The following is a 14,515-nucleotide window of genomic DNA, read 5'->3' on the forward strand; positions in this document are numbered from 1 at the left end:
TCCGAGGGCTGCCAGGCCCCAGCAGGAGGGAGCGACATGGAGCAGTTCAGCTACGACCCGGTACTGCGGCAGGAGGAGATCCAGCCCTTCCGGCTGTTCAAGCCGATCCAACCGCCGGAGCACGGGACCGCGATGGTACTGGAGCCGCAGCGCGGCGACGCGCTCCTGGTACGGCCGGGGGAGCCCGTGCCGGACGCCCGCTTCGGCGTCTACCAGAGGATGTCCCTGGTCGACACGACCGAGCACCGGCTGGCGTTCGCGGTGACCCTGGTCAGCCGGGACCCGTCGTTCGGGTTCCGGGCCGCGGTCACCCTCTCGTGCCGGGTCGCCGACCCCGTGGCCGTCGTCCAACGCGGTATCCGGGACATGGCCCCCACACTCAGGGGGCCGCTGCGCGGCATGCTGCGGGAGGTCTCGCGCCGCTACGACATCTCCGAGTTCCACGAGGGCGAGCAGGCGCTCAACGAGGCCGTCGGCTCCTTCCACGGGGACTCCGCCATCAGGCTGCGCCGGATCGTCGTGGAGCTCCAGCTCGACGAGGACGAGATCACCACGGGCGGTCGCGCCTACCGGGACAAGCTCCGGGAGCAGCGGCTGGACTCCATGGGGCGCTCCTACAACCTCAGGCTCCTGCGGGAGGAGGGCCCCGAGGCGCTGATCGCCGGGATGCTGGAGAAGGAGGGGGACCGGGCGGTACTCGAGTGGATCCGCTCGGAGGAGACCGCCGACCGTGCCGAACTCATGCGCGCGCTGGAGGTGGTCATGGAGCACAACGAGGGCGAGCGCGAACCCTTCGACACCGCGGAGATCGAGCGGACCATCGTCGACAGGCTGGTCGACAGCCGCTCCAGGACCACGGGCGGCATCGGCCGTGTGAGGGGGACCAGGGGTGGAGCCGCGCTCCCGGAGCCTGTCCGCCCCCGTGAGCTGGGAGGGGCCCCGGATGAGCCGGAACGCACCGTGCGGGCCGAGTTCGAGGGCCCCGCCCCCTCCGGGCCGCCGGAGGACGAGCCCCTTCCCGCGGCCGGTACGCCACCGGAGGAGGAACCTCCCGCACGGCCGCGCGGTCCGGGGGGATCCCCGCGCGCGGGCACGGACCGCGGTGACGGCCGTCCCCGCACCAGCCGCGTGCGCGGACTCCGGCCCGAGGGCGGGGGCCGCGGGTGAACGGCGAGCCGGATCCGGTAGCGGCCGTCTCCTCCGCCGGGACCACGCGTTGGCTGATGGAGGAGCCCGGAGTACGCGCCTGGGGTGTGTGGGCGGAGAAGATTCCGGAGTGCGGGGAGGACGCGGAGCCCCTGCTGGAACACCACAGGCCCACGTGGCGCGGGGTCGTCGGGGTCTTCGACGGGGCGGGCGGGGCCGGGCACGCGGCCGCGGACGCCGACCGCTTCGGAAGGAAGGTCACCAGTGCGTGGGTCGCCTCCCGTGTGGCCGCCCTGGCCACCAGGGAGTGGTTCCGCGGCATCGTGTCACGGCCCGGACCCGTCCACCGGGCCGAGGTCGAGGAGCTCGAGGACCGTATCGGTGACGCGCTGAAGCTGATGCGGCCCAAGGAGCGCACCCGTCTGGTCGGCAGCATGGTCCGCTCCATGCCCACCACGATGGCGGCGGCGACCTACGAGCTGGTCGGCGGCGAGGTCGAGGCCAGGGTCCTGTGGGCGGGAGACTCCCGGGTCTACGCCCTCGACCCCGTCGAAGGCCTCCGGGCGCTGACCCGCGACCACACGGAGGAGCAGGACGCGCTGGAACAGTTGCGCCAGGACCCGCCGATGGAGAACATCCTCAACTCCTCGAACGACTGGCGCCTGCACTCCGCACGGGTCCGGCTGCCGCGGCAGTGCCTGCTGGTGTGCGCCACGGACGGGTTCTTCGGCTACGTCGAGGCCCCGCACCTGTTCGAGCAGCTGCTCCTGGAGTCCTTGGAGGCGGTGACCCGGCAGGAGGAGCTCAGCGGTGAGCTGGAGAGGGCGGTGCGCTCCTACACCGGCGACGACGCCTCCCTGGCCGTCGTCGCCTTCGGGTTCGAGGACTTCGACGACATGCGCGACGGCTTCCGCGACCGGCTGCACACCCTGCACAGGGAGTTCGACCCGCCGCCCCGCGAAGTGGACCAGGAGACGTACCGCGCCTGGCAGGAGGCGTCGTGGCGACGCTACCGGCCGGCGTACGAGGCGCTGATGCCGAGCGAACGGGAGTGGGCGGAGTGAAGCTCGACGACGTGATCAACGGCTACCGGATCACCACCCAGCCGACCAACGCCGGCGGCGGGAAGTGCATGTGGGCCTTCGCCGAACGGGACGGCCGGGAGTACTTCATCAAGCGCTTCCTGGACCCGAAGCGCCCGAAGGACTCCTCCGGTCCGCCGAGCCGGAGCGCCAGGATCCGACTCCATGCCTGCGAGGAGTTCGCCGACCGGCACCGCCACATCATGGCCGCCCTCGAGCCCGACCAGGCGGGGGGCGGGAACCTGGTGCTCGCACAGGACTTCTTCTGCGAGGGCAGCACCTACTACAAGGTCACCGAGCGCATCGACACCTCCAACCTGGACAGCCCGCACACCCTGAGCTCCGGCAAGAAGTCGATCCTGCTCAAGACCCTGGGGCACAGCCTGCGGCAGCTGCACGACATCGAGGTCGTCCACGGCGACCTCAAGCCGGACAACGTGCTGGTGCAGAAGGCGACCGTGTTCCACACCGCGAAGCTGATCGACTTCGACGACGCCTTCGTCAGCGGCAGTCCGCCCGGGCGCGAGGAGATCGCGGGCGACGTCCTCTACGCCGCCCCGGAGTGGCTGCGCTACGTCCAGGGCGAGGAGGGGACCGGACCGCAGCTCCTGACCACCGCCTCCGACATCTTCGCCCTGGGCCTGCTCACCCACCTCTACCTGACCGGCGGCCTGCCGGCCTTCCCCGACGCCCACGACAGCCCCGCGGAGGCGGTCAACGCCGGAGCCGCACTGGTGCTCGACCCCCGCCTGGCGCCCGGCATGCGGGTCCTGATCGGCCGGATGTGCGCCGTCATGCCGGGGGAGCGGCCGGGCGTCGGAGCCTTCGTCAGTGCCCTGACCCCCGAGTCCTGCGAGCTGGGGCCCGTGGCAGCCGAGCCCCCGCGGCGGCCCGTCCGCACGGAACCGGAGCCGGCGGCTCCCCCCGCCGGAGAAGGCCGCAGCCGCCTCCGCACCAACATCGGAGGGTCCGAGCCCTCCGCCGACGGCGGTGGCGGGGAGCCCAGGCGCCGCTCCGACTCCGCACGTACCTCCCGGGTGCGCATCAACTGGTCGTGACCCCCGGTGCGCATCCCAGCAGGGAAAACCCGTTCCGACAACCCAAGGAGCCCCCGATGAATGCCCAGAGCAACGGAAACCTCGCCTACGCGGTCGACATCGTGTTGTGCGTCGACGTCACCGCGAGCATGGGACCGGTCCTGGAAAAGGTGAAGAAGAGCGCGCTGGGATTCCACTCCCGGCTCAGCACCGTCATGGGGCAGAAGAGCAAGGCGATCAGCCAGCTGCGCCTGCGGATCATCGCCTTCAGGGATTTCGCCGACAACCCGGACGACGCGATCGAGTCCACGGAGTTCCTCACGTTCCCGGAGCAGGAGGGCGACTACGAGAACTTCGTCCAGGGCCTCGAACCCGTCGGCGGCGGCGACATCCCCGAGTCCGGCCTCGAGACGCTCGCGCTGGCGATCCGCTCCCCCTGGGAGACCGGACTCGACCGCCGCAGGCACGTCATCGTCCTGTTCACGGATGCCTCCGCCCACCCGCTCGGCGACCCCGACGCCACCTCCGTGCAGGGGTACCCGGCCGACATCCCCCGCTCCCTGGAGGAGCTGTTCGAGGAGTGGGGCTACTCCCGCAGCCAAACCTCCCGCATGGACAACTCGGCCAAGCGCCTGGTGCTCTTCGCCCCGGACGTGGAGCCGTGGTCCGAGATCGCCGAGGAGTGGAACCTGACCATGCACTTCCCCTCCCGCGCGGGCGACGGCCTGGAGGAGTTCGAGATGGACGAGATCATCAACACCATCGCCAACAGCCTGTGAGACGACCATGAACAACCGGATCCTCGGGCTCTTCAAGGACGGCCCCGAACGCGGAGGCGCGCACCGCGCCTCCGGCCCGGCCCCTCCCAGGCCCTCCTTCGACGAAGAATTCAGGGGGGTGCGCGTCTGCCTCATCGGCAACCGCATCTACTTCGACTGGGGCGACGGCGAGCAGACGGCGCTGAACATGGAGCGGTGCGACCAGCTCATGCTGGGGGACTCCTCCCGGGAGACCCCCCGCAGGCTCACGCTGCGCTTCCGGCTCGACCGACCCCTCCACGACCGGGACGATCCCGCCGACGACATGGTCCTGATCAAGGTGGGGCTGCGCGACAGCAGCGACAGGAGGCTGGCCAAGGAACTCTACGAGCACCTGGTGGGACGCTTCGCCCGGCTGCGACCCCCGGCGGAGCCCGACGGCCACGACCTTCCGGGCGCGGCCGGGCCGACGGAGGAGCCCGTTCCCGAGCCCGAGGAAGCAGGGTGGCACCCCGGCGACGCGGCGCCGATCGGGAGGCGTGCGGAGCCCCCGCACCCGATGGCACGGCTCCAGTTCGGCGAGGACGGGCCGCAGCACCGCCCCCCACCGGCGGACTTCCTCGTTCTGGATGAGGACCGTGCGCCGGCCCGTGGGCGCCGCCACCGGCACTCCGGGCATCCGGGGCGCACCGGTCCCGGAGGGCCGGACGCGGCGAAGGAATGGGCGGGATTCGTGCCGGGGCTGCGCACCAGGGAGCTGCACGAGGAGTTCTTCCGCCGCGCCGGGGGAGCGGACCCCAGGTGACACAGGAGACGTGGCGCTGCTACGCCTGCCAGACGTTCAACGAGACCAGCCGCAAACGGTGCCAGGTGTGCGGCGAGGCCGTGAAGGAGGAAGCCTCCGCCGCTGCGCCGCCGGTACCCACGTGGCGCTGCCACGCGTGCGACACGTTCAACCCCGGAACGGTCCTGTCCTGCGAGCTGTGCGACATGGCCCGCGACGTGACCGCGAACATCCCGCGGCCGGCCCCGAAGAAGCCGCCCCCGCGCCCGAAGGCGTCCGCCCGTGCCACCGCGGCCGCGCCGGCCGAGCCGACATCACCGCCCCGCCGTCCGAGCCCGCCGCGGCCGCCGCCGGAGAAGGTGTCGGCGCCACCGGTCGAGGAGGAGATCTTCTTCCCGCCCACCGTGTTCCCGTCGCCGCCGCGGACCGCCGCGGTCCCGCCCTTCGTGCCGCCGCCACCGCCTGCAGCGCCTCCGGGAGGGTGGAGCACCCCCGGCTACACGGCTCCCCCTGTTCGGACGAGCAGGAGCGGATGCGGCAGGTGGATCGCGATCCTCGCCGGGCTCTTCGTCCTGTTCCTCCTCGGCAGGGGCTGCCTGGCGCTCCTCACCACCGTCGCGGACGTCGGGGACCGAACCTACGAGGACACGTCGACGGCGGGGGAGCCGTGCCCCTCACGGATCGCCGACCGCATCTCCGGCAGCGGACGGCCGGTCCTGGTGGAGGCCTACGAGACCGAGCGGCACCGCATCATCCTGTGCCGCGACACCGGCGGGCAGGTCTACTACCACGGGGAGGCGCTGGAGTCGGGCGAGGAGGGGATCCTCATGCCCGCGGAAGCGACCTCGGACGGGTACATCGCCAGGAACGAGACGTACTCGTACGAGATCACCGGTGACACGGTGATCGTCGCCAACAACGGCGACGAGCTCAGCCGGTACGCCCTGACCCCGTGGGACGACCCGGTGTGACCGTGGGGCCTGACATCGGAGGCGGTCTTCCTGTGCGGAGGGGGACCGCCTCCACAGCTCCACCGGTCCTGGAGGCCGGAGGCAGGCCCCTCCCCGCCCCGGCCGTGAGAGAAGATGCGGGGGAACCGCATAGAAGTCGGGGTTCTGACACGAACGCCCTTCGGGCCTGTGAGCTGCACTGTCAGCGCCGTGAGCCTGTTCGACTGTGGAACGAACACCCGACGGACAGGCCGACCCCCGCCGACAGGGCGACTCCGTCAGCGGGCCGTTGGTCGGGTGGGGGTCGTGTGCGCGCCTTCCGGTTCGAGCCGTGGAGCACGGAACCCCGCCTGCTGACTCACGGCAGGCGGGGTCGAATGCTTCGAGGGAGTGTCAGGGGAGGTCTCTCCGCGCGGTGCCGAGGAAGGCCTGCCACTCGGGGGCGGGGAAGGTCAACAGGCCCAGCTCACGGTTCTTGGTGTCCCGCATCGCTGCTCCGACCCTCAGCTCGGCAACCTCGACACAGTGACTTTCGGTTGCACTGTAGGAGGATTTGCGGAACTCCATGTCAGACCTCTTTCAGCAGCTTCTTGAGCGCCTTGATTGTCTCAGCCTCACCGAGTGCCGACCGAGTGAGGGAGGCGAAAACCCGGCGGTAGTCGGTGAGCTCCGCTTCCTTCTCCAAGAAGTTCCCGCCTGTGCGTCCTTCCAGGTAGACGAGGGAGGGATCGCGGCTGTCGGAGTAATCGAGGATGACAAAACCAGAACCCATCGATGCATGCAGGCCAGCGCTGAGCGGAAGTAGTTGCAGGGTTATCCGGTTGAGAGCTTCGCCTGCTTCGATAAGTCGCATGATCTGGGGTTTTGCTATTTCTGGTGTCTGGGAGAGCCGGAGCAGGGTGCTCTCGTCCACGATGGCCAAGAGGTCGAGGTCTTCACTGATGAGCGCTTGACGTTCCAACCGTGCGGAGACGACACGTTCGATGTCCGCCTCGGTGACCGCGCCACTCGCCCTGGCAGAAGCCGCCGCATAGTCGGCTGTTTGCAGCAAACCGGGTATGACAGCGGGCTGGTAGACGCTGATGGTGGAGGCCTCGGCCTCGAACCCGAGGTAGTCGACGTCGAGGACATCGTTGTAGCTGTGCCACCAGCCCTTCTGGCGAGCTTGTCGGCCCAGGGCGAGGACGGCTTCGACCCGCACGGGATCTTCGATTCCGTACAGGCGCATGAGGTCCCTGAGGGCGCTGGGATCAGTACCGTGTCTTCCGCTTTCGAGGTGGTTGATCCTTCCCGCGGCCCAACCGAGTTCCTTCGTGACCTGCGAGGTCGACTTCCCGGTAGCCTCGCGCAGCCTGCGGAGTTCGCGGGCCAGGCGGCGGCGCCGCACGGTTGGTGAAGGCCTGTTTCCCATGGGGGAGATGCTAGCGGCCGGTGAACCAGACATACCTGTCAATTTAGGAATCCTACTTGATCTCATCAATTGATGGCTTCATGATGATGTCTACAGCGTCCTGAGACGACAGAGCTCAGTGACGTTTGGGTTCTCATGTGATCCTGAAGGGCACTGTCATGACCGTTGAACAGCGGATACGCAAGCATGCGAGTGGTGGCACCGATGGCGCGCCTCCGGACCTCTGGTCCCGGTTCGGGGCGCGGGTACGGGCCGCGCGGGAGAGCGCCGGGATCTCCCTCCAGCAGGTCGGCTCGGACCTGGTCACCGACCACCGAAAGATCAGCCGGATCGAGGAGGGGGACCAGATCCCCGACCTGCGCACGGCGATGGGCCTGGACCGGGCGCTCAACGCCGAGGGAGTCCTCTGGGACGCGTGGGCGCAGACCCACATCACCACGCGGCTCAAGGAGGGCGCGACCGTCGCCGACCTCCTGGAGCAGGTCTTCCAGCTGCGCGCCTACGCACCCCTGATGATTCCCGAACCCTTCCTCACCGGCGACTACTCCGGGGCCCTCGACCGGATCGAACGCCCTCTGGAGGACCACCGCCGGCTCAAGGACCGTCCCCGCATCGGCAGCCACTACACCACCGGTTCCGGACCGCCCTACTTCGGGCTCGTGGTGGACGAGGCCGCACTCACTCGCGTCGTTGCCGACGCCGGAGTCACACGGCGTCAGCTCGAACACCTGCATGAGCTCACCACACGCGAACGCGTCGCCCTCCACGTCATCCGCGAGGACGTCACCCACCACCCCGGCCTGCGCGGCGCGTTCTGGACGCTGTCCTTCTCGCCCCGGCACGCGCTCGCCTACACCCCGCACCCGCGCGGTCCCGGCCACCTCGTCACGGACGCGGTCCAGGTCAAGGGCTACTCCGACCTCTTCGCGACCCTCCAGGGCGTGGCCCTGCCCGCCCACGAGTCGGTCCGGCTCCTGGAGAAGGCCGTCGAACGGCTCGCACCCCCCGCGTCGGCTCCGAACCCCGGCACGGCCGTGCCTTCCCCGTCGTCCCCCGGCAAGCCCTTCCCGGAAGCCGAGCCCCGGGCGCTGACCACGGGACACGTTCCGGCGCACGTGTTCGGTCACTGACAGGTCCGGGCCCCCGACGTCCGGAGCGCTATGCCCCCCGGACCCCTGTTCCATCCCCCACGTGCCCCTGGCCGGGCATGAATGAGCTCTGGCGGGTGGGTCGAAGCACCCCCAGAGCACGGCCAGCGTCAACCCCTCTAACAAAGGAAACACTGACATGGCCATTGTGCCGCAGACCGCCACGTCCGCCTACCCGGGGCGGTCCTGGAACGCCCGCCTGTACCCCGGTACCCTCGCCATCACCGCGCGCTTCCGCGAGGACCTCCGCCACGACCTGGCCGAACTCGCCGGAAGCGCTCCCGACCTGCTGGACGACCTCCTCCTGTGCGGCAGCGAGATGTTCGCCAACGCGGTCAACCACACGCGCCCCGGCCGCGCCGACGGCCGGGTCGTCCGCACCCTGTCCGTCCCCGCCGCCACCGACCGCGGGACCACCCTGCGCCTGTCCGTCATCGACGACGGCCTTCCTGACGACAGCGCCGGGCTTCCCCGCATCCCGGTGCAGCGCACCGCCCAGGAGTGGGAGGACGCCGAGTGCGGCCGGGGCCTGCTGCTCGTCTCCAACCTCGCCGCGGCGTGGGGAACACGCGCCGTCGTCGACTTCCCGTTCTGCGGCGCGCTGGGCACGGTCGTCTGGGCCGAGTTCACCCACACCGCCTGTTCCTCCGGCCTTGCGGCGGGGTGCTGATGAGCGCCGAACCCTCCATCCGCGTCCGCCAGGTTCTGGACACACCTCCGGGGCAGTGCTCCGCGCACCCCGCCGCGGCCCATCCACGTTCTGAGGCCCCGACCGGTCGCAGCGCCCGCGAACAGCGGCTCCTCGCCCAGATGCGCGACAACCCCCGCGTCGCCTACCGCCTCGAACACGGCGTCCTGCCCGCCTGGATGGAGATCCAGGACGCACGCCTGGCCCAGAGGCCCGCGGTTCCCGCGCCCCCGCCGTCCCGTCCGGCCGTGCTTTCGGTGCCGCGCCCACGCCCCGCCTCCGACGACGGACCTTCGTCACCGGTGCCCGCCCCGCGCCGGACACGATCGCCCCTGCCCCGCCGACCGCACAGCCACCGCAAGCCGCGTCGCCGGGCCCGCGCCGCCTGGCGCCTGACCGCCTACACCCTCGCCACCGCGGCCGGCGCCCTTGCCCACCACCTGTCTACCCTCGTCCTCTGACCCTCGACACGCCCCGGGCCGGGTGGCTTCCGCTGCCCGGCCTCGCGGGTCGTGGTGGCGTCCAGAGCTCAAGATCCTGAAAGACTGAACCCATGCAGGACAACCGGTTCTCGCTCACCCGGGTGCGATTGAAGCACTACAGGAGCATTGCGAAGACCGACGTCAGGCTCGGCGATCTGCTCTTCCTGGTGGGCCCCAACGGCTCGGGCAAGAGCAACTTCCTCGACGCGCTGAGACTGCTCTCCGAAGCTCTCCAGACTTCGCTCGACCAGGCCTTGCGCAGTCGGGGCGGGACGGCGGAGGTGCGTCGCCGTTCCACCGGTCATCCGAACCACTTCGGTATCGACCTGGAGTTCCGGGGATCTGACTTCTCGGGCTCGTACGGCTTCGAGGTCGGCGCTGTCCAGGGCGGCGGTTCCAGGATCACTCGCGAGGAGTGCCGCGTCCACACCACCGGCGAGGGCGAGTCCCGACACGGATACTTCAAGATCCGAGGAGGGAAGCTGGCGGAGCAGTCGGAGCCTGTCATGCCTCCCTCGAGTGAGAAGCGGCTGTACCTGGTTTCCGCTGCGGGCATCGGCATCTTCGAGCGGGTCTTCGAAGGCCTCGCCGGCATCAACGTGTTCAGCCTCAACCCCGACGCCATGCGAGATCCCCAGACACCGGACTCGGGGGAATTCCTTCGCAGGGACGGGTCCAACATCGCGAGCGTCCTGCACAGGCTGGAGAACACCGCGCAGGGCCGTATCGAGGACTACTTGCGGTACATCGTCCCCGGGATGCGCGGGGTGTCGCGCAAGGACCTCGGCAACTGGGAGACCCTGGAGTCCGCCCAGGACGTCCAAGGCTCTGACAACCCGTGGCGTTTTTCGGCCCGGTCCGTCTCCGACGGCACCTTGCGTGCTCTGGGGGTCCTCGTCGCGCTCTTCGCCGGCACCGGGCCCACACTGAGCACCATCGGGATCGAGGAACCTGAGAGCGCTCTGCATCCAGCGGCTGCCGGTGTTCTTCTGGACGCCCTGCGCGACGCCGGCGAACGACGGCAGGTCATCATCACCAGCCACAGCCCGGACCTGCTGGACCGGGACGACTTCGGGACCGAAGAGCTCTGCGTGGTCCGTTCCGTGGGAGGTGAAACGAGGATCGGACCGATCGACACGGCCGGTGCCATGGCGATGCGCGAACACCTCTACACCCCGGGCGAACTGCTCCGCGCCGACCAGCTGCTCCCCGAACCGGAACCGCTCTCCCCGCCGTTGAAGGGGAACTGAATGCCGCAGGTGACGATCGCCCCCATTGTCGAGGGCCACGAGGAGATGCCCACGGTCCGCACCCTCATCGACCGGATCAGTCGTGAACCGATCGGCACCTACGTCGAGGTGGCTCAGCCGCTCCGGCTCGCTCCGGCGAATGAGCGCGCCCGACAACCGTTCCACGTGGGACAACTGGAAAAACAGCTAGGGAGTCAGTATGGAGACCGCCAGAGTTCGGGGCGCGAAGGTGCTCCTGCCCAGCGACGACGAGGCCCCGGTGGCCTCGTGGACGTATCCGAACCCGCTGGAGGAGGAGAGGGTTGCCAACACCGACTTCCGGTCGGTGGACCTGTCCTCACACCGCTTGGTGGACGTGACCGTCGATCGGTGCCGGTTCCGCGCGTCGAGGCTGATGGGGGTATCGCTGGTGCGGGTGTCCCTGCGGGATGTGGTCTTCGAGGGCTGCCAGTTCGACTACGCCACCTGGACCCGGGTCCGGGTCGTGAGCGATGTGGCGTTCGTGGGCTGCTCGTTCAAGGAGACCGTGTTCGAGGGGTGCGATCTGCGGGATGCGGTCTTCGACGACTGTGCTTTCGGCGTGGATCTGCAGGGGACCTCTCTGGTCGGCGCGGACCTGCGGGGCTGCGACCTGTCGGGGTTGTCGGGGCTGGCGTCGTTGCGCGGGGCCGAGGTGAGCGCGATGCAGTTGCGTCAGCTCAGCGAGGTCATGGTCCGAGACCTGGACCTGACCGTGTCCGAGGTGCCGCTGTAACCGGTCCGCGCCGGCCGAGGCCGTCCCTGGCCCGCCTTCCGTGCAGCGCGGAACTGTCCACCGCCCGCTCCCGACGGTGTGAAGTCGTCGAAGCAGATACCAGTGGATGGTGGGGAGGGCCTTGGACCGATCGCCGGGTGCCGTTGTCTGCACGGTCTTCCCCGACTCGTCGCCGCGGATCCTGCCGTGTCCACAGAACCGAGGCCTCACAGGCGTCGGGTGTTGAACCGCTCCTGGAGCTGACGCAGAGCGTTCTCGTCAATGGTGGAGGCGACCCCGGAGCGCTGTGCGAGTACCGCGGGGGTCGGGTGCCCCGGCTGGATCCGCTTTCCGCTCCGCCGCGCTTCGCCTGGAGCCTTGTCTGTCGAAGGAACCGGCCGTCCCTGCCGGGGGACGAGGGGAACACGTGACGGGGCACGGTCATCCTGCACCTGAGGGCCGACCGGGGCCTCATGCGCTTGAGGTGCGCGCAGTGCGGTGGTTCGCTCCTTCGCCCTCGGGACCAGGACGGCTTTGGGCAGCAGACCTCTCAGAGCCTTCCCGCTCACCTCCAGCAGCTCGTCTGCCTCGTGTCGGTACCGGGTGATGCCGATGTCGCTGGTGTTCAGGACCTGCCTGAGCCGGGTACTGTACTCGCGGACGTCCCGCCACTTCCGTTGCTCCAGAGCTGTGCGCAGACGGCCGATGAACGGGTGAGGCAGGACCTCGCCGGGAGTGCGCACCCCAGGGGACCGTGGGGCCGGCACGGCCTGGGCCTGCTGCGTTTTCCCGGGCAGTGTCACCGCAGGCGGTTCCGTGGGCCGCTTCATCTCCAGGGAGCACTCCTCGATCGGACGCCACCAGGTCCGGCCTTCGAGGGAGGTCGTTCCGACATCGACCTTCCGCTCGAAGCCCTCGGTCCGCATGCGGAAACGAAGGGCGTGCCCCTCGGACCGGGTGAGCCGGTGGACCAGCTCGGTGTTGTCCCGCACGAACCAGGCCTGTGGCCTGTCGGCCCCTTGGTCGAGCAGGCGTCGGACACCGGGGCCGATGCGCTCGGTGAACTCGAAGAGGATCGCCGGACCTTTGCCGGTGGCCGGCAGGGTGAGCCGGTGACAGGTGCCGCCGTTCTCGAAGTCGCCCTCGAAGAGCGCTCTCCGCCGGGGCAGGCCCTGGGCGTCGAGCCAGCGGTTGACCTGTTTGCCGGCGAAGAGGTGGTCGGCGCTGTCGAACCCACCGTGCTGGCGGGTGCACTGGTTGGTGCTGGAGTGGTGCGCGAAGTGCGCCACCTTCTCCCGGTAGATCTTGACCCCCACTTGACCACCGCAACCGCCGAGCAGCTCGCCGCACCAGAAAGTGGCGTCCTGGTACCGGTCCCTGAAGCCCAGGGCCAGGTGTCGTTCCATGGGGAGGAACACGGGCTCATCGGAACGGCGCCCGCCGAGAGTCGCGGTCTGGACCAACCGGTGATCGTAGGTCATGGAGAACGAATAGCAGCGGGTCGGCGGGTCCGGTAGGGGCCGAGTCCGGTTGGCCGGGTTCGGTCATGCGGTGAACCGGTTGTGTCGCGGGGGCGGCCCTTGCTGCGAGGGAGGATCCGGATCGGGGCGTGTGAGTTGGGCGTCGGTGCTACGGCGACCACTTCAACCCGGGGTCGTACGGGAGCTCAGCCCGCGTCAGGGAGGTCGGCATGGGCTCGGAAGGCGAGGCGTCAGCGGACGGTCGGCATTCCGTGCGCTGACACAGGGCAGACGCCGCTCCGACAGGCTTGCCGGCGCAGGGTGGCTTCCCAAGCCTCATCGAGACATGCCGGACGGGCTCGGTGAGCTCTACGCCGAGTACCGTACCGTTGACGGGGACATCTTCGACACCTGCGCCGACGTGGCCCTGGACGCTTTCCTGGCCGCTGTGGAAGAGGGCGATGCCCGATGTTCCCAGGTATGGAGCGAATGGAGCATCCGTGAGGGGCGAGAGACCTACGCCTACCTGACGACCGACGAGCTGCTCACCGAGTTCGCGGTCACCTCCGGGCAGGCGTCCCACGACCGTCTGACGGTGCTGTTGCCTTCCAGTGCTACGGACATCGTGGTCCGGCAGCGCCACTACTACAACCGGTACCTGTCCAAACGGCTCGCCAACCCCTTGTGGGACGCCAAGCAGCTTGTGCTCTTCCGTAACATCCCGATGTCGGATTCTGTGATGCTGACCGAGGCGCTGACCGGTGTACGAGAGTCGTTCGGCAAACACAATCTCACCCGCGTGTACGCGGCCCTCGCCTCTGGAAAGGAGTGGTCTTCGGTGGCTCTGATCGAGGTTGAGCGCAAGCGGGTACTGGAAAATCGCCAGGTCCTGGAGCGGTGCTTGGAGGATTTCGGGTTTGTCACCACGGGGCCTGTGGTGGAGGTCGACACCTACTACAGCCGGCCCGACGTCGATTACTTGGAGACAGTCGAGTGCTTGCGGGTCCGAGAGCGTGAGAGCGGGTGCGAAGTCACCTACAAACCCGCATCCAGCGCCACCACCCACGGCCCCGGAGGCGTCGCGGCCAAACAGGAGACGAACGTGGCGCTGGCGGACGCGGCTCAGGCCGAGCACGCCCACGGCCTACTGGAGGCGCTGGGCATGGTCCTGCTGGCCCGTGTGGAGAAGGCGCGCACCTGCTATTGCACCCCTGAGCGGCCGGAGCTGTCGGTAATGGTGGACACAGTCACGGGCCTGGGGTCGTTCGTGGAGACCGAGATCGTCTCCGAAGAAGCCCGGGAAGAGATCGTTCTCAGCCTGGAGGAGACGGAGCGGCTCCTGGGGCTGTGGTCCCATCCGGTGGTGGCACTTCCGTACCGGGACCTGGTCCTGGGGGATGGAAGGGCGAACCCGGCGAACATGACCGGTTCCGTCTCGGGATCGTCCGCCTCCTCGATCTTGTCCCAGCCGTGGCCGGGGCCCATACCGGGGGCCTAATCCTGGGCCCCTCCGGTGGACCTCTGCGAATGCGCACTGTTGACTGCACCAAGTAGATGGTTCTCCGGGCAGGAACTGCCCGTGGTCG

General features: G+C 69.3%; 15 protein-coding genes. 12 read left to right on the top strand and 3 right to left on the bottom strand.

All coding sequences use genetic code 11. From position 1 onward, the window contains the following. Positions 1-36: 36 nt before the first annotated feature. The 6 genes from ACQPYD_RS10460 to ACQPYD_RS10485 are packed head-to-tail and all read left to right on the top strand — an operon-like array spanning position 37 to position 5,778. Complete coding sequence (locus ACQPYD_RS10460; protein WP_433700783.1) at positions 37-1,167, top strand: SPFH domain-containing protein; 1,131 nt, start codon at positions 37-39, stop codon at positions 1,165-1,167. A gap of 56 nt (positions 1,168-1,223) precedes the next feature. Continuing rightward, entirely contained in the window at positions 1,224-2,210 is a 987-nt protein-coding gene (locus tag ACQPYD_RS10465; RefSeq protein WP_433700784.1) for a protein phosphatase 2C domain-containing protein, read from the top strand. After that, positions 2,207-3,286, top strand: a complete 1,080-nt coding sequence (locus ACQPYD_RS10470) for a protein kinase domain-containing protein (RefSeq protein ID WP_433700785.1) — start codon at positions 2,207-2,209, stop codon at positions 3,284-3,286. Before ACQPYD_RS10465 ends, ACQPYD_RS10470 begins: the two co-directional genes overlap by 4 nt. A gap of 56 nt (positions 3,287-3,342) precedes the next feature. After that, positions 3,343-4,044 carry a vWA domain-containing protein gene (locus ACQPYD_RS10475; protein WP_433700786.1) on the top strand — a complete coding sequence of 234 codons (702 nt, stop codon included), beginning with the start codon at positions 3,343-3,345 and terminating at the stop codon, positions 4,042-4,044. A 7-nt stretch (positions 4,045-4,051) separates the two neighbouring features. Further along, positions 4,052-4,828, top strand: coding sequence for a hypothetical protein (locus ACQPYD_RS10480; protein ID WP_433700787.1), 777 nt, complete (start codon positions 4,052-4,054; stop codon positions 4,826-4,828). Then, positions 4,825-5,778 carry a hypothetical protein gene (locus ACQPYD_RS10485; protein ID WP_433700788.1) on the top strand — a complete coding sequence of 318 codons (954 nt, stop codon included), beginning with the start codon at positions 4,825-4,827 and terminating at the stop codon, positions 5,776-5,778. The genes ACQPYD_RS10480 and ACQPYD_RS10485 overlap by 4 nt, the downstream gene beginning before the upstream one ends. A gap of 372 nt (positions 5,779-6,150) precedes the next feature. Here the strand turns inward: ACQPYD_RS10485 and ACQPYD_RS10490 are convergent, their stop codons facing one another. Then, positions 6,151-6,324 (bottom strand): DUF397 domain-containing protein, encoded by a 174-nt coding sequence (locus ACQPYD_RS10490; protein ID WP_433700789.1) that lies wholly within the window; start codon positions 6,322-6,324, stop codon positions 6,151-6,153. 1 nt (position 6,325) lies between these two features. After that, entirely contained in the window at positions 6,326-7,168 is an 843-nt protein-coding gene (locus ACQPYD_RS10495) for a DUF5753 domain-containing protein (protein ID WP_433700790.1), read from the bottom strand. Positions 7,169-7,326: 158 nt separating this feature from the next. Here ACQPYD_RS10495 and ACQPYD_RS10500 point away from each other — a divergent pair, with 158 nt between their 5' ends. From ACQPYD_RS10500 to ACQPYD_RS10520, 5 genes are all read left to right on the top strand, one after another. After that, entirely contained in the window at positions 7,327-8,298 is a 972-nt protein-coding gene (locus ACQPYD_RS10500) for a helix-turn-helix domain-containing protein (RefSeq protein WP_433700791.1), read from the top strand. A gap of 157 nt (positions 8,299-8,455) precedes the next feature. Then, positions 8,456-8,986 carry an ATP-binding protein gene (locus ACQPYD_RS10505; RefSeq protein WP_433700792.1) on the top strand — a complete coding sequence of 177 codons (531 nt, stop codon included), beginning with the start codon at positions 8,456-8,458 and terminating at the stop codon, positions 8,984-8,986. After that, positions 8,986-9,465: a hypothetical protein gene (locus tag ACQPYD_RS10510; protein WP_433700793.1), complete on the top strand. Its 480-nt coding sequence runs from the start codon at positions 8,986-8,988 to the stop codon at positions 9,463-9,465. Before ACQPYD_RS10505 ends, ACQPYD_RS10510 begins: the two co-directional genes overlap by 1 nt. A 92-nt stretch (positions 9,466-9,557) precedes the next feature. Further along, positions 9,558-10,736 (top strand): AAA family ATPase, encoded by a 1,179-nt coding sequence (locus ACQPYD_RS10515; protein ID WP_433700794.1) that lies wholly within the window; start codon positions 9,558-9,560, stop codon positions 10,734-10,736. A gap of 199 nt (positions 10,737-10,935) precedes the next feature. Beyond that, entirely contained in the window at positions 10,936-11,490 is a 555-nt protein-coding gene (locus ACQPYD_RS10520) for a pentapeptide repeat-containing protein (RefSeq protein ID WP_433700795.1), read from the top strand. Positions 11,491-11,696: 206 nt separating this feature from the next. On the opposite strand, the gene ACQPYD_RS10525 is transcribed toward ACQPYD_RS10520, so the two are convergent. Continuing rightward, a complete protein-coding gene (locus ACQPYD_RS10525; protein ID WP_433700796.1) occupies positions 11,697-12,950 on the bottom strand; it encodes a competence protein CoiA family protein in 1,254 nt (417 codons plus the stop codon). A gap of 325 nt (positions 12,951-13,275) precedes the next feature. Between ACQPYD_RS10525 and cyaB the strand changes: the two genes are divergently transcribed. Next, complete coding sequence (cyaB, locus tag ACQPYD_RS10530; RefSeq protein WP_433700797.1) at positions 13,276-14,427, top strand: class IV adenylate cyclase; 1,152 nt, start codon at positions 13,276-13,278, stop codon at positions 14,425-14,427. The last annotated feature ends 88 nt before the right edge of the window (positions 14,428-14,515 follow it).

It is taken from the genome of Nocardiopsis sp. CA-288880 (assembly GCF_050955985.1).
Taxonomy (GTDB): Bacteria; Actinomycetota; Actinomycetes; order Streptosporangiales; family Streptosporangiaceae; genus Nocardiopsis; species Nocardiopsis tropica.